This is a genomic window from Pseudooceanicola atlanticus, assembly GCF_000768315.1.
GTDB classification, from domain to species: Bacteria; Pseudomonadota; Alphaproteobacteria; order Rhodobacterales; family Rhodobacteraceae; genus Pseudooceanicola; species Pseudooceanicola atlanticus.
Genome location: NZ_AQQX01000016.1, coordinates 1 through 19,876, shown reverse-complemented (window position 1 = coordinate 19,876; position 19,876 = coordinate 1). Strand labels below are relative to the sequence as shown.

General features: G+C 64.1%; 21 protein-coding genes. 12 read left to right on the top strand and 9 right to left on the bottom strand.

Annotation, left to right across the window (positions count from 1 at the left end; genetic code table 11):
* Positions 1 to 17 precede the first annotated feature (17 nt).
* The 3 genes from flaF to ATO9_RS20390 are packed head-to-tail and all read left to right on the top strand — an operon-like array spanning position 18 to position 1,745.
* Positions 18 to 416 carry a flagellar biosynthesis regulator FlaF gene (flaF, locus tag ATO9_RS20400; protein ID WP_043753804.1) on the top strand — a complete coding sequence of 133 codons (399 nt, stop codon included), beginning with the start codon at positions 18 to 20 and terminating at the stop codon, positions 414 to 416.
* A 4-nt stretch (positions 417 to 420) separates the two neighbouring features.
* Complete coding sequence (locus ATO9_RS20395; protein ID WP_052418493.1) at positions 421 to 930, top strand: flagellar biosynthesis repressor FlbT; 510 nt, start codon at positions 421 to 423, stop codon at positions 928 to 930.
* On the top strand, positions 927 to 1,745 hold the full coding sequence (locus tag ATO9_RS20390; RefSeq protein WP_043753801.1) for a DUF1217 domain-containing protein: 819 nt from the start codon (positions 927 to 929) through the stop codon (positions 1,743 to 1,745). The genes ATO9_RS20395 and ATO9_RS20390 overlap by 4 nt, the downstream gene beginning before the upstream one ends.
* Here the strand turns inward: ATO9_RS20390 and ATO9_RS20385 are convergent, their stop codons facing one another.
* From ATO9_RS20385 to fliF, 5 genes are read right to left on the bottom strand one after another with little or no spacing between them, the layout of a single operon-like run.
* Positions 1,746 to 2,801 carry a flagellar motor switch protein FliG gene (locus ATO9_RS20385; RefSeq protein ID WP_043753798.1) on the bottom strand — a complete coding sequence of 352 codons (1,056 nt, stop codon included), beginning with the start codon at positions 2,799 to 2,801 and terminating at the stop codon, positions 1,746 to 1,748.
* Between the two features lie 14 nt (positions 2,802 to 2,815).
* Complete coding sequence (gene fliP, locus ATO9_RS20380; protein WP_043753796.1) at positions 2,816 to 3,655, bottom strand: flagellar type III secretion system pore protein FliP; 840 nt, start codon at positions 3,653 to 3,655, stop codon at positions 2,816 to 2,818.
* 1 nt (position 3,656) lies between these two features.
* On the bottom strand, positions 3,657 to 4,073 hold the full coding sequence (locus tag ATO9_RS20375) for a FliM/FliN family flagellar motor switch protein (RefSeq protein WP_420329722.1): 417 nt from the start codon (positions 4,071 to 4,073) through the stop codon (positions 3,657 to 3,659).
* 5 nt (positions 4,074 to 4,078) lie between these two features.
* A complete protein-coding gene (locus ATO9_RS20370) occupies positions 4,079 to 4,744 on the bottom strand; it encodes a FliH/SctL family protein (RefSeq protein ID WP_043753793.1) in 666 nt (221 codons plus the stop codon).
* 3 nt (positions 4,745 to 4,747) lie between these two features.
* Entirely contained in the window at positions 4,748 to 6,487 is a 1,740-nt protein-coding gene (gene fliF / locus ATO9_RS20365; RefSeq protein WP_043753791.1) for a flagellar basal-body MS-ring/collar protein FliF, read from the bottom strand.
* A 208-nt stretch (positions 6,488 to 6,695) separates the two neighbouring features.
* Between fliF and ATO9_RS20360 the strand changes: the two genes are divergently transcribed.
* From ATO9_RS20360 to ATO9_RS20345, 4 genes are read left to right on the top strand one after another with little or no spacing between them, the layout of a single operon-like run.
* Positions 6,696 to 7,223 (top strand): flagellar basal body-associated FliL family protein, encoded by a 528-nt coding sequence (locus ATO9_RS20360; protein WP_238318830.1) that lies wholly within the window; start codon positions 6,696 to 6,698, stop codon positions 7,221 to 7,223.
* Between the two features lie 4 nt (positions 7,224 to 7,227).
* Positions 7,228 to 8,184 (top strand): flagellar motor switch protein FliM, encoded by a 957-nt coding sequence (locus tag ATO9_RS20355; RefSeq protein WP_043753788.1) that lies wholly within the window; start codon positions 7,228 to 7,230, stop codon positions 8,182 to 8,184.
* Entirely contained in the window at positions 8,168 to 8,554 is a 387-nt protein-coding gene (locus ATO9_RS20350) for a hypothetical protein (protein WP_043753785.1), read from the top strand. Before ATO9_RS20355 ends, ATO9_RS20350 begins: the two co-directional genes overlap by 17 nt.
* Positions 8,554 to 9,195, top strand: coding sequence for a MotE family protein (locus ATO9_RS20345; RefSeq protein WP_043753782.1), 642 nt, complete (start codon positions 8,554 to 8,556; stop codon positions 9,193 to 9,195). Before ATO9_RS20350 ends, ATO9_RS20345 begins: the two co-directional genes overlap by 1 nt.
* Positions 9,196 to 9,274: 79 nt before the next feature.
* Here ATO9_RS20345 and ATO9_RS20340 read toward each other — a convergent pair whose 3' ends face one another.
* Positions 9,275 to 9,937 (bottom strand): GntR family transcriptional regulator, encoded by a 663-nt coding sequence (locus tag ATO9_RS20340; RefSeq protein ID WP_043753778.1) that lies wholly within the window; start codon positions 9,935 to 9,937, stop codon positions 9,275 to 9,277.
* A 122-nt stretch (positions 9,938 to 10,059) separates the two neighbouring features.
* Complete coding sequence (locus tag ATO9_RS20335; protein WP_043753774.1) at positions 10,060 to 10,689, bottom strand: TetR/AcrR family transcriptional regulator; 630 nt, start codon at positions 10,687 to 10,689, stop codon at positions 10,060 to 10,062.
* Positions 10,690 to 10,946: 257 nt separating this feature from the next.
* Here ATO9_RS20335 and ATO9_RS20330 point away from each other — a divergent pair, with 257 nt between their 5' ends.
* Genes ATO9_RS20330 through ATO9_RS20315 form a run of 4 tightly spaced genes read left to right on the top strand, consistent with a single transcriptional unit; the run spans position 10,947 to position 15,945 of the window.
* Complete coding sequence (locus ATO9_RS20330) at positions 10,947 to 13,085, top strand: acetate--CoA ligase family protein (RefSeq protein ID WP_052418492.1); 2,139 nt, start codon at positions 10,947 to 10,949, stop codon at positions 13,083 to 13,085.
* Between the two features lie 12 nt (positions 13,086 to 13,097).
* Positions 13,098 to 14,273 (top strand): acyl-CoA dehydrogenase family protein, encoded by a 1,176-nt coding sequence (locus ATO9_RS20325; protein ID WP_043753770.1) that lies wholly within the window; start codon positions 13,098 to 13,100, stop codon positions 14,271 to 14,273.
* 19 nt (positions 14,274 to 14,292) lie between these two features.
* Positions 14,293 to 15,066 carry an enoyl-CoA hydratase/isomerase family protein gene (locus ATO9_RS20320; protein ID WP_043753766.1) on the top strand — a complete coding sequence of 258 codons (774 nt, stop codon included), beginning with the start codon at positions 14,293 to 14,295 and terminating at the stop codon, positions 15,064 to 15,066.
* Entirely contained in the window at positions 15,067 to 15,945 is an 879-nt protein-coding gene (locus ATO9_RS20315; protein WP_043753764.1) for an alpha/beta fold hydrolase, read from the top strand.
* Here ATO9_RS20315 and ATO9_RS20310 read toward each other — a convergent pair.
* Positions 15,929 to 17,476 (bottom strand): carboxylesterase/lipase family protein, encoded by a 1,548-nt coding sequence (locus ATO9_RS20310; protein ID WP_052418491.1) that lies wholly within the window; start codon positions 17,474 to 17,476, stop codon positions 15,929 to 15,931. The genes ATO9_RS20315 and ATO9_RS20310 overlap by 17 nt on opposite strands.
* Before the next feature lie 129 nt (positions 17,477 to 17,605).
* Between ATO9_RS20310 and ATO9_RS20305 the strand changes: the two genes are divergently transcribed.
* Positions 17,606 to 18,382 (top strand): SDR family NAD(P)-dependent oxidoreductase, encoded by a 777-nt coding sequence (locus ATO9_RS20305; RefSeq protein WP_043753913.1) that lies wholly within the window; start codon positions 17,606 to 17,608, stop codon positions 18,380 to 18,382.
* Here ATO9_RS20305 and ATO9_RS20300 read toward each other — a convergent pair.
* Complete coding sequence (locus ATO9_RS20300) at positions 18,379 to 19,614, bottom strand: MFS transporter (RefSeq protein WP_043753761.1); 1,236 nt, start codon at positions 19,612 to 19,614, stop codon at positions 18,379 to 18,381. The two genes, ATO9_RS20305 and ATO9_RS20300, sit on opposite strands and share 4 nt — an antisense overlap.
* Positions 19,615 to 19,876 lie beyond the last annotated feature (262 nt).

Below are 19,876 nucleotides of genomic sequence, written 5' to 3'. Positions count from 1 at the left end.
AATTGAGGACAGGTAACATGAGCATCGCGGCGTACAAACGCACGATTCGAGAAAGTGAATCTCCCCGTCAGATCGAAAGACGCGTCTTTGCACGGGTGACCAGCGAACTCGAGAAACACTCCCAGGATTTCGACCGAGCCACCGCCAAGGGCGAGCGCCGTGAAATCCTCGCCAAGGGTCTCAGCACCCACCTCCACGACAATCAGAAGCTCTGGTCCGCGATCAAATACGATCTGTCCCAGCCCGACAACGCCATGCCGCCGCAGCTCAAGGCGGGCCTTATTTCCCTCGCTCTTTTCGTCGAACGCCAGACCGGTCAGGTCATCGGCGGCAGTGCCGGCCTCGGCGCCCTCATCCAGATCAATCAGAGCGTGATCGCCGGCCTGTCCGGCCAGGCGCCCGGACCGCAGGGGTAACCGGATGGCGCTGCAACTGACGCTCAAGCCTTACGAGCGCATCGTCATCAACGGCTGTGTCGTCCGCAATTCGTCGCGGAAATCGACCATCGTCATCGAAACCAAGGCCGACGTCGTCCGCGGGGCGGACCTGCTGTCGAAAAAGGCCGCCGTGACCCCGGTGAACCAGGCCTATTTCCTGGTCCAGTCGGCCCTGACCGAACCCGACCTGCAGGACAAGCTGCGCAGCCCGATCCAGAAACAGCTGGCGGCGCTGGCCACGACCTTCGGCCCGCCCAATGTCCAGCTGGTCTTCGAGGCCGCCAACCATGTCAGCCAAGGCGACTTCTACAAGGCGCTGCGCTGTCTGCGTCCGCTGATGAAGCGCGAGGCGGAAATCCTTGGCGCGCATATCCCGCGTCCGGCCAGCGTGCAGGACGAGATGGACCGCGAAGCCCGCCGCGCCGCCCGCGAAGCAGGCGAGGCCCTTCCCGATCCAGCAGAAGAGGCGGCCCCGCGCCGTAGTGCCGGATGATACCGATAGCCGGTCTCCCGTCCTTTACTGGCCTGTCCCTGGTCGACGCGACCAAGGACAGCCAGCTTGAAACCATTCGAAACTCGGCCCAGCACAAGCGGGCCATCGAACATTTCAAGGAAAACATCCGGGACGTGGAGACCGTCGACCAGCTCATGGAAGACCAGGAGCTGTATGCCTTCGTCATGCGCGCCTTCGACCTCGAGGATCAGATCTTCGGCCGCGCGATGATCGAAAAGGTGCTCAAGAGCAATATCGAGGAATCCGATGCGCTGGTGAACCGGCTCACCGATCCGCGCTTCCGCGAAATGTACGAAACCCTCGGTTTCGGTCAGGACGGCGTCGGCAACCTCAACACCATTCTCAGCGGCTGGCAGAACCGCATGGTCGACCGCTACGTCGAACGCCAGTTCATCAACTTTGCCGAAGATCAGAATTCCACCGTCGGGACCGCACTGGAATTCCGCGCCAAGGCGTCCGAGATCACCAACCCGTTCCAGATCCTCCAGGATACGGAAATGTCGGAGTTCTTCCGCACCGCGCTCGGCATTCCCGCCGCCTCCGCGCAGCTGGACATCGACAAGCAGGCCGAACAGATCCGCGACAAGATCGACCTCGAAACCCTTCAGGACCCCGAGGTCGTCGAGAAGCTCGTCCGCAAGTACATCGCGATTTCCGACGCGCTGAACGGCACCGCCACGGCGAACAACGCCGCGCTGGTGATGCTTCAGGGGGGCGGCAATGCCAGCTCCATCATCACCGGGACACTTGGCGTGTCTCCGGTGAGCTATTCGGCATCCATGCTCTATCGCTGATCAGATGAACTCTTCGTCGTCGTCGCTGGCCAGCGGCAGACGGATGACTTCCTCGTCCGCCAGCTCCTTCGCGTAATCCACCAGACCCGACTGGGCCTCGCGCACGTCGCGACCGCGCACCGGGCCCATCGTGTTCATCTCTTCTTCCAGCATGTCGCGCGACCGTCCCGGCAACGCGTTGAGGAAGTGATCGCGAATCTCCTTCTTCGCCCCGCGCAGCGCCATGGGCAGCGCATTGCCCGGCGCGCCGCGCATGACGCGGGCCAGGTCCATCGGGTTGAGATTGATGAGATCGTCGAACACGAACATCTTGTTCTTGATCGCACCGAACGTGTCGGGGATCCGCTTTTCCAGCGTTTCCGACAGGTCCTGGAAGGCAACCATGTCCAGCTTGTTGAACAGGTCCGCCATCTTCTGCTGAAGCTCGGCCGTGGTCGGCTGGGCCGGGGCGCTGATGATGTCGGTCTGCAGGGTTTCCTCGATCTGGCGCATCATGTGGTGCGGCACGGCCTCCATACGGATCATCCGTTCGACCACGTTCTCCATCTTCTCCTGACCCAGCAGCGGCAGCACCTTCGCGGCGACGTCCGTCTTCACGTTCGACAGGATCGCGGCGGCGGTCTGGTCGTGCTCGTTCTTCAGGTAGTTGGCGATCACGTTTTCCGAAAGGGACGAGAACCGCGCCCACAGGTCCTTTTCCTTCAGCGGGCCACGGATGTCCTTGAGGATCGAATCCACCTGGTCCTCCGGCAGGAAGGATCGCAGCATGTCCTCGGCCACGCTGAACGACCCGACCACGCCGCCGCCATTGGCCACGCCCTCGGTAAAGTCCAGCATCACCTGTTCGACCTTCTCGGCATCGATCACGCCCAGCCCGGCCATCGCGCGGGTGATCACCTGGATCTCCTCGTCGCTCAGCTGCTGCATCAGGGACGATCCCCGCGCTTCGCCCAAGCACAGGAACAGGATCGCGGCCTTTTCGGGCCCCTTCAGCGGTCTCTGCTTCTTGGACACGCGGCGTTCGACACTGTTGCGCTGCAAATCGGTCACGGCCATGAGCCTATCCTTTCCTATCCCCCGCCAACGGCGGGCAAGTAACTTTCCATCAGCGAACCGGCCAGCATGTACCAGCCGTCGATGAGAACGAAGAAGATCACCTTGAACGGCAACGAGATCAAAACCGGCGGCAGCATCATCATGCCCGCCGACATCAGGATCGACGCGATGATCAGGTCGATGGCCACGAAGGGCAGGTAGATCAGGAACCCGATCGAAAACGCCCGCCGCAATTCCGAGATCATGAAGGCCGGCACCAGGGCACGCCAGCTGGGGGTCTCGTCGACCTCGACGCCCTCGGTCGGGACCGGGTCGGTGTCACCGGCGCTGCGTGCGGCAATGTCCTGGAACAGCAGCAGGTCCTTTTCCCGGACATTGGCCGACATGAAGGTGCGGAACGGTTCCGCCGTGCGCTCCAGCGCCTGGTCCTCGGTGATCGAATTGTTGATCAGCGGCTGGATCCCGCCCTCCCAAGCGTCCTCGAAAACCGGCTGCATCACGAAGAAGGTCATGAACAGCGCCATCGACGACAGCACCATGTTGGGTGGCGTCTGGTTAAGGCCAAGCGCCGACCGCAACATCGAGAACACGATCACGAAACGGGTAAAGCTGGTCATCACCACCAACAGACCCGGCGCGATCGACAGCACCGTGATCCCGGCGATCAGCTGAAGGATGCGCCCCGACAGCGTCGCGCGTTCATCCGTGCCGGGGGCCGCATCGCTCAATGCGTCGGTGATCGAGCTCAGGAAAGACCCGCCATCCTGCGCCGCTGCCGGATGACCAAGCACAATCAGCCCGAGCGCCAGAAGCGCCGGGCCCCAGATGCGGACGGTAAACCCCGTCCGCGTCACGTTATTTCTTCTCCGACACGTAGTCTTTGACGATCTCGATCAGCGACACGCCGACGCGATCCTCGTCCAGCTTCACCAGGTCGCCACGGGCGACGGTGCGGTCGTTGATGACGATGTCGACCGGCTCACCGATCCGCTTGTTCAACTCGATCACCGAACCGCGCGACAGTTTCAGCAGCTCGGAAATCGCCATCCGGGTCTGGCCCAGGATGATCTGGACGTTCAGCCCGACATTCAGCATCGCGTCGATGTTGTAACCGCTGCTGTCGCCGGGGCGGGGGCCCATCATCGCGTCCAGAACGGTTTCCTCTTCGCCCGCCAGGCCGGCCGCGGCGACAGGGTCGACACCCGCATCGGCGCCCGCTCCGGCCACCGTGTCATTTTCCAGCTCTTCGTTCTTGTCGTTCTCGTCCGCCAAGGGGGTCACTCCTCTCCTGGGTGTTTCTTCCGCGCCATTGCTTCGGCGGTGGCCTCGGTCAGGGCCTTGATGATGTCGTCACAAATCTTGGACAGGCTGAAATCCAGCATGCCGTGATCCCATTCGACCCGTGTGTCACCGGGCTGCATGTTGCTGTCGGGCAGGATCTGCACCCGTCCGGCAAAGCCCGCCTGCGTGGCCTGTTCGCCGATCCGCGTGGTCATGTCCGCCGCGATCTCTGCCGGCAGATGGATCTTCAACGATGCCGCCCCAACGGCCATGCGAATGGCCTGGCGCGCTTCGGCCTCGGTGCGCATGACGGCGGTCTGGTCCATCAGTTCCGGCGCGACCTGGCGGAAGACGGTCAGGATGTAATCCAGCACCTGGCCCTCCAGCGCGGCGCGGTGCTGATCGGCACGGGCCAGCAGGTCCTTCATTGCCGGGCCAAGAACGACCAGAGCATCCGCTTGCCTTGCCGCGGTGCTGTCCGCATGTTCCACCGACGCTTCCGCGCGACCGGCCAGACGGCCGTCCTCATAGGCTTCCTTGCGGGCCTTGCGGACGGCGTCCTCGACATCCTCGGGTGTATAGATGGCACGACGGGCACGGATCAGGCGGCGCTCTTCCTGCTCCGCCTCCTCGTCAAAATCCCGATCGAACACGAAAGGCATCTGTTACGGCCCCTCTGCCAGCCAGGTCTTCACGACCTTCAAAGAATCGTCCGGCTGCTTCTCGATCAGCTCGCTGACCGTCTCGATCCAGCCGCGCTGCACGCCGCCCTTGACCGAGGCCAGGTTGACCATGTTGCCGTCGTCATAGCCGTCCGGACCCAGCACCTGGCCACTCATCGCGTTGTGGTGATGATGGATCGTCTGGGCCTGCGGCTGGTTGGAGTGGATATGCTGCACCCTGGCCTGCTGCTGGTTGCCGATCATCTGCGGCTGCGGCCCGTTCGGCCCCTCGACCAACTGGGTCTCACCCTCCTCACCTTCGGTCAGGGCGGGGTCCGCTTTCTTGTCGACTTCGATCCGCTCCGGCAGGGCCCGCGCCACGACGGGCATGACGCCGAACCGAAGAACAGCTGCCACAACCGCAAGAGCGAACACGCCGCGCAGGATCGACATCATGTTCTGCTTCAGCACATCCATGATCCCGTCCGAGATCGGCTCCCCCACATCCATGGAATAATCCATGAACCGCAGACTATCGACTGAAATCGTATCACCGCGCTGCTGATCGAAGCCGATCGCCGCCTGAACCAGCTGATTGAGCCGCTGAAGTTCCTCCGCGCTGCGCTCTTCGTAAACAACGTCGCCGTTATCCTGCACATTGTAGATGCCGTTCACCAGAACCGCGACCGAGATGCGCTCGATCTCACCGGGTTCGCGCACCGTCTCGCTTTCGGTCGTGCCGATCTCGTAATTCACCACCTCGTCGGTGCGGGTCATCGTGTTGGACGACCCTTCGGCATTGCCGGTATCGGTCAGCGAGGCGGGGATATCGTCGATCACGCCAACCTCGCCCTGACCACGATCCAGATCCTCGCGGTTCTCCTCGCGGATTTCCGTGGACCGCACCACGCGCTGGTCGGGATCAAAGCTCTGGTTGCGGATGACCTGGCGTTCCGTCGTCAGATCGACGCTCACCTTCACCCGCGCATTTCCAGCCCCGACCCGCGCGGTCAGGATATCGGTCACGTTGGCCGCGATACGATCCTCGACCGAGGTACGGACCGCCTGCTGGGTGACCTCGGCCGCGCCTTCGCCGTCTTCAGCCAGAACGGTCGCCCCGTTGGAGGTCAGCACGGTCACACGGCCCGGCGCCATTTCCGGCACCGCAGACGATACCAGCGCCCGGATCGACTGGGCCTGCCGGGTCGTGACCTGATGACCCGGACGCCCGCGCACGATGACCGAGGCAGAGGGCTGCGGGCGCTCCCGTGAAAACGCCTCTCTTTCGGGCAGAACCAGGTGAACCCGTGCGGCCTCCACCCCGTCGAGGGTCTGGACCGACCGGGCCAGCTCCCCTTCCAGGGCGCGCAGACGGTTGATCCGCTGCATGAAGGCGTTCATCCCCAGGCCCGAACCTTCGTCGAAAAGCTCCCAGCCGGCCGCGCCGTCGCTGACGAGGCCCTGACCCGCCATTTCCATCCGCGCCCGCGCCAGGTCTTCCTGCGGCACGCTGATCGCGGCACCGCCCGAATCAACGCGGACCCGGTAGCCGGCCTGCTCCAACGCGCCGACGATGCGACCTGCCTCGGCCGGATCCATGTCGCGATAAAGGGTAGAGTAGGCGGGCTCCATGACGGCGCGCACACCGAAAAACATCGCGAAGACAAGCACGATGCCGGTTGCGCCCAGGGCGATCAAACGCCCCTGCCCCAAAGCCTTGAGGTTTTCTAACAAGGCTTGCACGCCTGCCCCCGTCCCGGATTAATTAACATTAAGACTGGCACAAGAATAAGCCGATCTATTCTTGTTAATCAAGTGAAGTTTACAGTTTATACTTGCAAAACTTGCTGGATATCGGCATGTTTCCAAAGAACATCGCAAGAAAAATCCGTGTTTTGTTCTTGGCCTTGGGGGCTGACGGAACAGGGAAGGCAGAAACAAGGGACAATCCATGGGCAAACGGCTGATGACGCTGGTCCTGGTGCTGGCTTTGGGGGTGGCAGCCCTCGCTGGCGGCCTCGTCGCGTCCCTTGGCTTTGACGAGGCCGTCGCATTGGTCACCGGGTCCGAGGTCGAAGCGCCCAAGACCGCCGCCAATGACGGTCACGGCGATGAGGACGGCGACAGCCACACCCCTGCGCCGGAACATCCGTCCAGCAAGGTGATGGTCACGCCCTTCAAGGAAATCATCGTCAACATCTCGGCCACCACGGCCACCGGTCGCCAGACCACCCGATTCCTCAAGCTGAACACCGCGCTGGTCTATGACAGCTCCAAGGCCGGGGCCGACCATATCGAGGAACGCAAGCTCTACCTCCGGGACAGCTTCCAGGATTACCTGCGGCAATTGTCGGAACGGGACGTGCAGGGCTCTGCCGGGCTGGCGATCCTCAAGGCCGAATTGCTGCGCCGCGCCCGGACGATATCGGATTCGCAGGCCCCGCAAGAAATCCTCATCTCAGACCTGATCGTGCAGTAACGCCATGAGCCCAGCCACAGCAGAAGCAACAGACCAGATCGCATTACGGGGCGCCCCCGTCGAGGAAGAGATCATTCAGCGGGCCAAACGGTCCTACGAACGACTTCCGATCCTCGAAGTGATCCTGGAGCGGTTCGTCCTGGCCATCGGTCCGGCGCTGAAATCCTATGTCGGCGCGATTTGCGAGGCCTCCATCGACGCGACCGAATACATGCCGATGTCCGAGGCCCTGGAAGGGCTGCCCAACCCCTCGCTGATCTCGATCACCGAGGCCTCGGATTGGGAAGGGCCCTTCGCCACGATTATCGACCCGTCGCTGCTGATCTCGACGCTGGAAATCACCTTCGGCGGGCGCACCGCGGAACGGTCCAGCTGGAAACCGCGCAGCTTCACCGCGATCGAACGCAAGATCGGCCGCGAGATGATGACCCTGATCCTGGCGGAATTGTCGGAAACCTTCGCCAAACTGATGCCGGTGGAGTTCATGATTTCCCACGTGGAAACGAACCCCCAGGCCATGGTCCTGGCGCCGCCAAACACCGGCTGCCTGCGTCTGCGCGTCCACCTGACGATGGATGACCGCGACGGCTATCTCTATTTCCTGTTTCCCTACAACGCCTTCTCGACGATCCGCCCGATCCTGGCACAGCCGTTCCACGGCGGCGCCCTTGGCGGCGACAAGAGCTGGCAGAAGAAGATGACCGACGCGATCGTCGACACCGAGGTCTCGGTCGCCGCCCGCCTGCACGAAACCACCGTGCCCATGCAGGAAGTCCTGAACTGGAGAAAGGGTCAGGTCCTCGATCTCGGGATCGACGCCGACCAGTTGGTGACACTGTGCTGCGGCGGGCACGAGCTCTATCGCGCACAATCCGGCAAACGCCGCAACGGGCGCCTGGCGCTCAAGATTCAAAAGCAACTCAAAGACGAAGAGGAAATGTCCAATGTCCTTCCTGATTGACGTGCTGATCCTTGTCCTTCTGGGTGGGACCCTTGGCTATGCCTTCCTGGTCGACCGCCGCGTGCGGATGCTGATGTCCGTCCTGAAAGAGATGGAGCCGATGGTCGGCCAGTTCTCCCAGGCGGTCGAGAAATCGGAAAGCTCCGTTTCGATGCTCAAGGCGATGACCGAAAAGGTCCGCACCCAGCCGGCCGCCAATTCCGCACCTGCCGCCGCACCGACGCAGCAGCAGGCCCAGCCGCAACCCGATGTCGTGTCCTTCCGCACCAGCCGTGAAAAGGCGTCCCGCCCCGCCGGTGTCACCCGCGTCTCGGGTAAATCCGACCTGGTGCGCGGCTTCTTCGAAACCGCCCGGACCCGGGGCGCGTAATGGCCATCCGTCCGCTGCCCCTGATGCTGATCGCCCTCGTGGGCATGGGCGTGGCCAAGCTGACCCTGTCGGTGTCCGAAACCGAACAGGCGTTGCCCGTGGGTGGCAATTTCTTTGCCGGCCCCGCCAACGCCGCGACCTCGACACCGCCGCCGGAACCCGAAGCGACGCCGGTGCCGCAAGCCACCCAGGCCTCGGCCGAGTTGAACTGCGACATGCCCGAGGAAATGCTCCTCGCCATCAAGTCCGAACGCGAGATGCTGGAAGACCAGAAGGCCGCACTGGCCCGGCGCGAGGCCGAGATCGACCTCGCCGGTGAAAAGACCCGCCAGGACCAGGCCGAACTGGCCGAGCTGAAGACCGAGCTTGAGGCGCTTCTGGCCAAGGTCGAAGCCGCCCAGACCGACGATGTCCGCCGCCTTGTCGCGCTTTATTCCAACATGAAACCGAAAGAGGCCGCAGCGATCATGAACGACCTCGATATCGAGGTGTCCGTGATGGTGCTCGGCTCCATGAACGAACGCACCGCCGCGCCCATCCTGGCCAACCTCACGCCGATCCGGGCCCGCGCGATTTCCAAGATCATCCTTGAGAGGTCCAAGCTGCCGGGCGACCAGCGGCTCGACAATCTCAAGCTCTGAGCGACGCCCCCCAAGACGTCACTCACGAACCCCCCGGTCCTCCGCCGGGGGGTTTTCCTTTGCCCCGTCAGGTCAGGCCTCAGGCCGGATCGTCGGGCAGTTTCAGCTTCAGCCGTGCGGCGTAGGAATTGCGGATGTGATGTGCGGCCAGGTCCTCGGCCCGGGTCACGTCCCGCGCGGCGATCGCCTCGGCCAGGGCGCGGTGCTCACCGATCACCGCATGCCGCCGCTCCATGTCGACCAGCGAGGTGCCGCGCCGGTCGGCGGCGATGATATCCTCCAGCGTGCCACTGAATTTCATCAGGTAGCGGTTATGGGCACAGCGCCGGATCATCCCATGGAAATCCTTGTTGTGCTGCACCATCGCATCGCGATCCTCGACTAGCCCGGCCTCCTTGTCGGTCATCCGCATCAGCTGATCCAGCTCCGGCCCGGACGCGTTGCGCGCGGCCTGACCGGCCAGCGACCGTTCCAGCACCTCGCGGGCCGCGAAGATCTCCTTCAGCGCCTCGTTGTCGATCGAGGCGACGACCAGCCCCCGCCGCGGATGATGCGCAAGCAGCCCCTCGGCCTCCAGCCGCAGCAGACCCTCGCGCGCCGGCGTCCGGCTGATCTTCAGCCAGTCGGCGGTCTTGTATTCGGAAATCCGGTCGCCGGGGGCCAGGTCCCCGTTGGCAATCGCGTCGCGGACCGCCTCGTAGGCGTTCTGCGCGAGGCGGGATGAGTTTTGTTTGTCTGCCATGCGCCGCCCGTGTCCAACCTGATCGTGAGAATTGGAATACTATAGCGCGGCCTTGTTTTCCGGGTCAAACATGGGTTTGGCGTCAAGGGCGCGACGGCATGGTATACGATTTGACCGCGCGGTCAGCGGGCTTCGACCCCGTGCAATGTCATGCCCAGGAATTCCATCGCCACCTCTTCGGCGCTCTTTGGTCCGTCAACCCGATGCCAGCGCGGCAGGTAGTTCAGCCAGGACAGGATCATCCGCGTCAGCATCCCCGCATCCACCTTGGCCAGTTGCCCGGCCTGGATCGCGCGGGCGATCTCGGTCCGGAACAGGTTTTCGAACTGGTCGCGCAACGCGATCATCGCCGCCTTGTCCGAGGCCTGTTCGATCGACCAGAAAATGCGCGAGGACACGACCCAGCCCGCACGCTCCTCGTCGATATGCCGCGCGCAGGTGCCGACCAGCGCCCGGATACGCGCCAGCGGATCGTCCTGCGGCACGCCCTCGACGGCATCGGTCAGCTTCTCGATCATCCGGGTCAGGCGGTATTCCACGACCGCCTTCAGCAACGCTTCCTTGTCGTCGTAATGATAGTAGAGCGCGGCCTTGGTCATCCCGCATTTCTCGGCCACCGCCCGCAGCGACGTGCCCTCGTACCCGGCTTCGGCGAACAATTCCGTGGCCGCGCCCAGGATCTGCGCCTTGCGCCGCTTGCCCGGCATCTTGGGACCAGGGGATTTCTGCGGCGGGACGTCGTCGTCGGACATGGGGTTAAGCCTCTGATACAAGCGGATTTCCCACAGCCTAGCCGCCCACGCCCCGCATCGGAACCCCGTCTTTGCATCGCGGCCGGGCACTTCTGCGTGGGCACAAACCGCATACCATCGCACGGCCCAGCCACAGCCTGAACAGCCTTCACTTGTTGACCGCCCGGTAGGCAGCCGGTAACAATTTCGAAAATGGCATACCAAATGGGCAGACCGTGATCCGCCCCTTGGCCAAGGTATCGGAACGAAGGATCGCGATGAACGCCCCGCAAACCCCCAATCGGCCGCCGCTCTCCGGCACGTTTTTCAACCCTCGCGCCATGGCCTTCATCGGCGCAACGGCGGATCGCAAGAAGATCCGGGGCATGCTGTTCCACTTCGCCACCCTGACCGGGTATTCCGGCAAGCTGTTCCCGATCCACCCGCGCGAGGATCAGATTGACGGGCACAAGGTCTATCGCTCGATCCTCGACGTGCCCGACCCGGTCGATCTGGCGATCATCTGCATTCCCGCGCCGCAGGTCCCGGCCTCGGTCGAGGAGTGCGCGCGCGCCGGGGTCGGCAATGTCATCATCATCTCCTCCGGTTTCGCCGAAGAGGGCAGCGAGACCGCAGAGGCGCTTCAGGACCAGCTGCGCGAGATCGCGGATCGCACCGGCATCCGCATCTCCGGGCCCAATGCCGAAGGGTTCTACAACGCGGTCGACAATGTCTCTGCCACCTTTTCCCCGGTGATCGAAGCCCTGCCCGAGGACACCATGCCCGACGCCGCGCCCGACCGGCGGATCGGCGTGATCTCTCAATCCGGCGGCATGGGTTTTGCCATGTTCACGCGGGGCAGGGCGCTTGGCCTGTCCTTTTCCCATGTCGTGTCCACCGGGAACGAAATGGACCTGACCACCGCCGATTACCTCGATTGCATGGTCCGCGATCCGGCCACCAAGATCATCATGATCCTCTGCGAAGGGCTCCGCGACGGGCCGGGCTTCATGCGCGCCGCCGCCGCTGCGCGCGAGGCCGGCAAACCCGTCGTGATGGTCAAGCTGGGCCGATCTTCTGCCGGGGCGCGGGCGGCGGCGTCCCATACCGCGTCGCTCTCGGGGGAACATTCCGCCTATCGTGCCGTGTTCCGCCGCTACGGCATCGTCGAGGCACAAGAGATGGACGAGGCCGTGGCGATCGCCGCCGCCTTCGCCGTCTGTCCGCTGCCCAGGGGGCGTCGCGTCGGCGTGGTCACCGCCTCGGGCGGGGGCGGCACGACAGGCGCCGACGTGTTCTCCGATTACGGGCTGAGCGTCCCTGAATTGTCCGATGCGGTTCAGGCACGGATCCTGCCGAAAATCCCGCCTCATGCCTCCGCCCTCAACCCGGTCGACATCACCGCTCAGGGGGCCAGCACCGGCCCGGTCCTGCTGCATTGCGCCGAGGTCCTGGATGAATGCGACGAGATCGACATGGTGCAGCTTGTCATCTCCGCCGCGCGGGAAACCTCCGTCTCTCTCGTGCCCGAGGCGATCCGCCGGATCGTCGACCGCGCCCGGACCCCGCTGCTGATCTACTGCTACACCCTACCGTCGAACCTGGCCCGTCGCGTCGCCGCCGAGAACGGGTCGGTCCTGATGGACGACATCCGCCATTGCGCCGCCGGGCTGCGCGCGCTGGCCGATTACGCGCAGGTCCTCGCTTCGCCGATTTCCGACGCTGTGGCGGCAACACCGAAGATGCACCGACGTGATACCGACGTAATACCGACAGAATACCGATGCCGGAAAATCCTCTCCGAATACGGCCTGGGCGGTGAGGCCGACAGGCTCGTCACCACCGCGGAAGAGGCCGCTTCGGCCGCTGCCGAAATCGGCGGTCCGGTCGTGCTGAAGATCTCGTCTCCGGACATCCTGCACAAGACCGATGCGGGTGGCGTCCGCCTTGGGCTGACCGGGGAAGAGGCCGTCCGCGCGGCCTTTGGCGATATCACACGGAACGCGCAGGCCTTTGATCCCAATGCACAAATTGAAGGGGTTCTGGTGCAGCCCATGGCACCCAGCGGGATCGAGATCGTCGTCGGCATGGTCAACGACCCCACCTTCGGGCCGATCATGATGCTGGGCGCCGGCGGCACCGGGGTCGAGCTTTTCGGCGACGTCATCCATTACCCCGCGCCCTTCAGCCCCGCCCGCGCCGAAGCGCTGCTGCAACAGCTGAAATCCGCGCCTCTTTTCAATGGCTTCCGTGGGTCTGCCCCGATTGACCTTGCCCAGATCTCCGGCCTGATTTCGCGCCTGTCCCAGGCCGCCATCGCCGGCTCCGACTGGATCGCCGAGATGGAGTTCAACCCGATCATCCTGCACCCCGACGGCAGCTTTACCGTCGCCGACGCAGTGCTTATCCCTTTGTAAGGAGGAGGAGAAATGGATTTCACCCTGAGTGAGGAACAGCAGATGCTGCGCGACCTCTGCGCCCGGTTCCGCGACGATTACGTCCGCCCCCTGGAACCCAAGGTGCTGGCCCGCGAGGCAGGCGGCGGCGCCTCCTCCCTCCTGCCCGAGGAACAGGCCGTTCTGGATGCCCGCGCCAAGGAGCTGGGCCTCTATGCCCTTGATGGACCTGAAGAATATGGCGGCTCCAACCTCGACGCGGTGACCATGGTCGGCGTCTGGGAAGAGATGGGTCAGACCTGCGTCGAATACTACTTCCCGCCCGACAGCCCCAACCTGCGGATGCTGATGCAGACCTGTACCGAAGAGCAGAAGGTCAAATACCTCGAACCCTATTCGCGCGGCGAGGCGATCAGCGCCATCGCGATCTCCGAACCCGGCGGCGGCGGCGATCCGGCTGCCATGACGACCCGCGCGATCCTCGACGGGGACGAATGGGTGATCAACGGACGTAAGATATGGATTTCAAAGGCAGATAAGTCCGACTTCACGATCCTCATGGCCTCGACCGACCCGTCCAAGGGCGCCCGTGGCGGTATCTCTGCCTTCGTGGTGGAAAAGGACACGCCCGGGTTCATCATCCAGCGCCGAATTCCCATGCTGGGCGGGCGCAACACCTATGAAATCGTGATAGATAACCTGCGCCTGCCCAAATCCGCATTGCTGGGCGAGCTTGGCAACGGCTTCGGCCCGATGCAGCTCCGGCTCAACGTGCGGCGCGTGCAGATGGGGGCGTGGTGTGCGGGCAAGACGCGCTATGCGCTCGACCTGATGAAGGATTGGGTCAAGCAACGGAAAACATTCGGCGAAATGCTCGCCGACCGGCAGGCCATCCAATGGTGGATCGCCGATGCGGAAATGCAGCTCCACGCGCTGCGGCTGATGGTCTACAACACTGCCAGCAAGGTCGATCGCGGTGAACAGGCGCGCACGGAATGCTCGATGGTCAAGCTGATGGGCACCGAACTGGCCTGGGACACGATCGACAAGGCGATGCAGGCCTATGGCGGAATGGGGATGACGCGGGAACTGCCCCTTGCCATGATGGCGAACCATGTGCGCACCATGCGCGTCTACGAAGGCCCCAGCGAAGTGCACCGCATGCTGATCGCACGCCATTCGCTGCAAGACAGGATACCGGGTCTCTAGGACCCACGAGGGAGGACACATGAGCGAAGTCAAAATCACCCGGCAGGACCACGTCGCAATCGTCGAATTGCAGCGCGCGCCGAACAATTTCGTCGATATCGACCTGATCTCGGATATCGCGGATGCCTATGACGAACTGGATGCCGACAAGACCTGCCGCGCCATCGTGCTGTGTTCGGACGGCAAGCATTTCTGCGCCGGCGCCAACCTGGCCGAACGCGCCAAGGACGATAACGACACCATCACGCAGGAGGCCGGCCGCCACCTCTACCAGGAGGCGCATCGCCTGATTTCCAACGGAAAACCCGTTGTCGCAGCGATCCAGGGCGCCGCTGTCGGGGCCGGGATCGGCCTCGCGCTGACCGCCGATTTCCGGGTCGGATGCGCCGAATCCCGTCTGTCGGCGAACTTTGCGCGGCAGGGCTATCACCCCGGTTTCGGCACGACCTACACGCTGCCCCGCATCGTCGGACGGCAGAAGGCCGCATGGATGTTCTACACCGGCGAACGCGTCCCCGGTGAAGAGGCGCTCGAGATCGGGCTGCTCGACCGGCTGGTCCCGCTCGCCGATGTCCGCGCCACCGCGATCGAAATGGCGACCGAGATCGCCCGCTCCGGCCCGCTGGCCGTGCAGGGCACCCGCAAAACGCTGCGCGCGGGCATGGCCGCGGACTTCGCCCAGGCCACCTACAACGAGGCGTTCGAACAGGCGCTGGTCCGCCCGACCCACGATTTCAAGGAAGGTGTCGCCGCGATGAACGAACGGCGCCTGCCGGATTTCAAGGGCTACTGAATGCAGATGCCCGTGGTGCCGCTTCCGCCGGAGCTCAGCCAGCCCGACGCCCAGCTGGATCAGCTGCGCGACACCGCGCGCTCCATCTGGTCGGGGCCGGAGGGCGCGCGGATCCACTGGGCGGAATGGGGGCCGCGCGATGCGCCGGTCATGGTCATGCTGCATGGCGCCTATGGCTCATGGCCGCATTTTGTTCGTAATATCAATGCGTTCAGCCATGACCATCGGGTTCTGATCCCCGATATTCCGGGCTATGGCCGGTCCGATACGCCGCCCGCGCCGGTGCGGCTGGTCGACATCGCTGCGCATATTGCGCGCGCCCTGGACGAGGTGATCGGCCCCGATACGCCCTATCGTCTTGTCGGGTTTTCCTTTGGCGGCGGGCTGTCCGGTCCGCTGCTGCTGGAACATCCCGGGCGGCAGACCCACGTCCTGCTTGGGGCCCCCGCCGGGATTGCCCCGCCGGCCACCCCGGCGATGGTGTCGGTGCGCAATCGGACCGGGGACGACCTGATCGCCGCGCAGCGTGCCAACCTGCAATCCATCATGCTGAAGCGGCCCGAGTCGGTGACCCCCCTGGCCCTGCGGATCCAGCACGAATGCACGGCGATGGCCCGCCTGCGGGTCGAACGGGTCGATTGGGGCCCCGGCCTGATCGTCAGCGTGCCCGGCTACAAGGGCAACCTGACCTGCGTCTGGGGCGACAGCGACTCCTTTGTCGACCCGGCCGAGCTTCCTGACAGGCCCGCCCGCATCCGTGCGATGAACCCCGCCGCCGACACCCACATCCTGCCCGAAACCGGGCATTGGATGCAGTTCGAAGCTGCCGAGAGCTTCAACGCGATCCTGCGCGATCTCGTCTCTAAACCGCCCGTTTGATCCCCTTCAGGATCATGCCGACACGAAAGGCGGGCCAGGGCTCCATCAGCTCGCGCTCGGTCTTGCCGGGGTCATTCATGACGCTGCATTCAGCGTCGAAGATCATGCTGGGCCGGTCCGTCGCGTCATAGCGGGGCCAGTGGGGCAGGGCGTCGCAATTCGGATCCCCGGTGCGCGCGAACTGCGTCCAGGCGGCCATCATCCGGCGGCTCAGCGCATCGGCCTGCGCGTCCCGTCCCAGCATCTCGCGCGCGGTTTCGGTGGTGCCGAAAACCAGCGGGATGCAGACCGTATGCGGGGCGCCCAGCTGGCCGTCCCAGGGGGCACATTGCCAGTCGACGCGGTAGCGATAGACCGGTGCGGACCCATGCGCTGCCTTGCGATCCGCGGCCAGGCATCCGTTGCGGGTATAGCGGGCCTGGGTGAAGATCGTCTCGGCCACCTGACCGGGCTTTTTTCCAGGAAAAGCAGAGGCATAGCTGTCGAAAAGCGGCGCGCTGTCGGCAAGGCTCATATGGAAGAAATCCGCTACCATCTGGCGGGCCCGCGCCTCTGGCATGTCAAAGACGCCCTCACCGTCATAGGCCATGAAGAAGGTCATTTCCTCGCGGGTCGAGCCTGCGATCATCGGGATATCCGCATGGTGATCCAGCCCCGCCGGCGAGAACGGATCGAAAGGCAGGACATTGCCATCCACCACAGGGCGGAAATCGTCGATCCCGTCATTGCGGGCCACGGCGCGCAGGCGGGCTTTCAGGATCGCCTCCATCGGCACGTCGGCCAACGCGGTGCGATCGCCGATCTTCAGCCCCAACTCATCATAAAGCAGTTCGGCGCATTTCACCGCCCGTTCCGGTGTTGCCATTTCGATATGCAGCGAGGCGCTTTGCACGATGGCGCGGTGGAACAGGCCCTTGGCGCGCGGCATCGCCATCAGGACAGACACCTTGGCCCCGCCGCCCGATTGCCCGAAGAGGGTGACGCAGTCCGGGTCGCCGCCAAAGGCCGCGATATTGTCCCGCACCCATTCCAGCGCCTTGATGATATCGGTCAGGCCGACATTGGGATCGGTCGCATCGGTCCCGTCCCAGGTGAATCCAAAGGCGTTGAGCCGGTGATTGATCGTCACCACCACCACGTCGCCCGCCTCGGCCAGGATCGATCCATGCGCCGAGGGCCGGTTGCCGGACCCCGAGATCCAGGCCCCGCCATGCAGCCAGACCATCACCGGGCGCTTGGCTCCGGGCTCTTCCGGGGCGAAGACATTCAGGCGCAGGCAATCCTCGCTCAGCGGCGAGGTTTCGGCCAGGAAGCTGAAGAACGAGGGGCCTTTGCCCTCCGGCAGCACCTGCGGCGCACGGGGCCCGATCTGGTCGGCCACGGCGGGTGGCGCAGGGGCGGGGCCGGCATCGCGGAACCGTCCCTCCCCACCGGTATCGGCCGCATACGGAATACCGCGAAAGACTTTCGTGCGGCCATGGCGGCGTCCCTCGATCCGGCCTGCGGCGGTCTCTGCGATTGGATGTGACATCGGCTCCTCCCCAGGATTTGGGGCATTGAAACAGGCTTCGGTATGCCAGGCAATACTCGACATTCAGGGATTTCGGCGCATGATGGAAAAAACGGTATGCCATATGGCGCCAAACGGGAGGAGGACGAAATGCGACTTGAGAACAAGATCGGGCTGGTCACCGCCGCCGGGTCCGGAATGGGCCGGGCCGGGGCGATCCGCTTCGCGGCAGAGGGCGCAGCGGTCGGCGTCGTGGATCTCGACGCCAAGGCCGTGGAAGAGGTCATCGCCCAGATCACGCAAGCCGGGGGACGGGCCATCCCGCTGGTCGGCGACCTGACGCAGCGCGGCTTTTCCCGCGATATCGTGGCCGAGACGGTCGCGGCCTTCGGCGGGCTGGACTTCGCCTGGCTGCATGCCGGGCATCCGGGACCGTTCAGGGTCGAGGACATGGACGAGGACGTTTTCGAACTGGCGCTCGATCTGAACCTGCGCACGATCGCCCACACCACAGCCGCCGCCCTGCCCGAGATGCGCAAGCGCGCGGGCGGGTCGCTTGTCTACACGGCCTCGACCGCGGGTCTGGCCGGGTCGCCGCGCAGCCCGGCCTATTCGATGATGAAATTCGGTGTCGTCGGCTGGACCCGGTCCCTGGCCAAGCGGGTGGCGGGCGAGGGGATCCGCGCCAACGTGATCTGCCCCGGTGGGGTGGATACCCCGATGCTGCGCGAATTCATCGCCCGGTTCGACACGCCGCAGGCCAACCAGGACAAGGAGGAAATGGTCGCGCAACGCGCAACGCAAACCCCGCTGGGCCGCAATGCCAGGCCCGAGGAGATCGCGAATGCCGCGCTCTTCCTGGTATCGGACGAGGCGAGCTTTGTCTCGGGCGCGGCCTTGCCGGTCGATGGGGGGATGACGGCCTAAAGCGTGTCTTCGAGGCTGGCCCGCATCCGGTCAAAGCCAAGCGCGACATAGGCGATCACCGCCAGCAGGATGATCACCCCGACGATCAGCGGTGGCCGCATGCCCCAGACGTCCGAGGCGCTGCCGACGATCAGCGCCCCGATGGCCGGCGATCCGCGCACGGTCAGGCCCCAGATGCCCATGACCCGCCCGCGCAGGTGATCCGGCACGACGATCTGGGTCAGAGTCTGGGCGGACACCGCACCAACGACCATGGTCGCGCCGGTGAGCACGGCCAGCGGCAGGGCCATCCAGATATGGGTGCTGAGCGCGAACAGCATCAGCACCGCGCACATCGCCGCCTGCGACCCGATCATGATCAGCGCCAGACCCTTGGCCGATTGCCGGGCGGCCAGCCACAGCCCGCCAATCACGGCACCAATCCCGAAGGCCGAAGTGAGTGCCGCAAAATCGCCCGAGGTGCCGTCAAAGACCTCTGCCGCCCAACCGGGCAGCAGCTCGACCACCGGACGGACGGCGATGCCCGCCACCACGGTCAGCAGCAGCAAGACGTTGACGCCCGGTGTCGACACGGCATGCCGCACGCCGATCATCGCCTCTTGCAGGAAGCTGTCGGCGTGTTTGCCGTTGGGCCTGGTGTTCAGCCGGATCATGCTGAGCGCGACGACGAAAACGCCAAAGGTCAGCGCGTTGACCATGTAGGTTCCGCCCAGCCCGCCAAGCGCGATCAGCAGCCCCGCCGCCGCAGGCCCGACGAACCGCGCAAGGTTGAAGGTGACGGAATTGATGGCGATGGCCGTGTTCAGCCATTCCTGTGTCACGAGCCCCGCGGTGATCGCCAGGCGGAAGGGCTGCAGGAACCCGGTGACGCAACCATGGAACAGCGTGATCAGGAACAGGGGCCAGATCGACAGCGACCCGGTCTGGTAGAGGACCGCCAAGAGAACGGCCTGCAAAAAGCCCAGCACCTGGCCGATCTTGAGCACCTTCAGCCGGTCCCAACGATCCGCCGCCGCGCCCGAGAATGGCCCCAGCAGAACACAGGGAAAAAGGTCGGCAAAGGCGATGGCACCGACCCAGGTCGCGCTTTCGGTCAGGGTCCAGGCCAGCCATCCGCTGGCGATACGCTGCATCCAGGTGCCGATCAGGCTGAGGGAATTTCCCAGCGAAAAGACGCCGTAATTCCGTTGGCCGAGGACCTGGAAGATGCGTTCGAATCCGAGACGGGCCATCAGGGGATGCTTTCCGGGCGCGCGGGCCGATTAGATGCAACTGACATGGAATACCATTCATCCCGCATCTGTCGACCGGTTGCAAGACGATCTGAATGGAAACGTTTTCAGTTCGTGTGTTTTCAGGTGGTTAAGCAAATGGAGGCAAAAGTACTGAACCGACTTCAATTTAGAAAACATAATTCGGATTATAGGATTCTATCTACCCTGGCGGGCACATTCTAAGCTGGGTTGCGACAAATTCCCTATCTTGCTGAAAAGC

Excerpts from the sequence above, each read along its gene's own strand:
- ATO9_RS20355 (WP_043753788.1), top strand. The coding sequence starts at position 7,228 with ATGAGCCCAGCCACAGCAGAAGCAACAGACCAGATCGCATTACGGGGC.
- ATO9_RS20395 (WP_052418493.1), top strand. The coding sequence starts at position 421 with ATGGCGCTGCAACTGACGCTCAAGCCTTACGAGCGCATCGTCATCAAC.
- ATO9_RS20345 (WP_043753782.1), top strand. The coding sequence starts at position 8,554 with ATGGCCATCCGTCCGCTGCCCCTGATGCTGATCGCCCTCGTGGGCATG.
- ATO9_RS20310 (WP_052418491.1), bottom strand. The coding sequence starts at position 17,476 with ATGTCACATCCAATCGCAGAGACCGCCGCAGGCCGGATCGAGGGACGC.
- ATO9_RS20385 (WP_043753798.1), bottom strand. The coding sequence starts at position 2,801 with ATGGCCGTGACCGATTTGCAGCGCAACAGTGTCGAACGCCGCGTGTCC.
- ATO9_RS20335 (WP_043753774.1), bottom strand. The coding sequence starts at position 10,689 with ATGTCCGACGACGACGTCCCGCCGCAGAAATCCCCTGGTCCCAAGATG.
- ATO9_RS20315 (WP_043753764.1), top strand. The coding sequence starts at position 15,067 with ATGCAGATGCCCGTGGTGCCGCTTCCGCCGGAGCTCAGCCAGCCCGAC.
- ATO9_RS20360 (WP_238318830.1), top strand. The coding sequence starts at position 6,696 with ATGGGCAAACGGCTGATGACGCTGGTCCTGGTGCTGGCTTTGGGGGTG.
- ATO9_RS20370 (WP_043753793.1), bottom strand. The coding sequence starts at position 4,744 with ATGCCTTTCGTGTTCGATCGGGATTTTGACGAGGAGGCGGAGCAGGAA.
- ATO9_RS20340 (WP_043753778.1), bottom strand. The coding sequence starts at position 9,937 with ATGGCAGACAAACAAAACTCATCCCGCCTCGCGCAGAACGCCTACGAG.
- ATO9_RS20330 (WP_052418492.1), top strand. The coding sequence starts at position 10,947 with ATGAACGCCCCGCAAACCCCCAATCGGCCGCCGCTCTCCGGCACGTTT.
- ATO9_RS20350 (WP_043753785.1), top strand. The coding sequence starts at position 8,168 with ATGTCCTTCCTGATTGACGTGCTGATCCTTGTCCTTCTGGGTGGGACC.
- ATO9_RS20320 (WP_043753766.1), top strand. The coding sequence starts at position 14,293 with ATGAGCGAAGTCAAAATCACCCGGCAGGACCACGTCGCAATCGTCGAA.
- ATO9_RS20305 (WP_043753913.1), top strand. The coding sequence starts at position 17,606 with ATGCGACTTGAGAACAAGATCGGGCTGGTCACCGCCGCCGGGTCCGGA.
- ATO9_RS20390 (WP_043753801.1), top strand. The coding sequence starts at position 927 with ATGATACCGATAGCCGGTCTCCCGTCCTTTACTGGCCTGTCCCTGGTC.
- ATO9_RS20325 (WP_043753770.1), top strand. The coding sequence starts at position 13,098 with ATGGATTTCACCCTGAGTGAGGAACAGCAGATGCTGCGCGACCTCTGC.
- ATO9_RS20300 (WP_043753761.1), bottom strand. The coding sequence starts at position 19,614 with ATGGCCCGTCTCGGATTCGAACGCATCTTCCAGGTCCTCGGCCAACGG.
- flaF (WP_043753804.1), top strand. The coding sequence starts at position 18 with ATGAGCATCGCGGCGTACAAACGCACGATTCGAGAAAGTGAATCTCCC.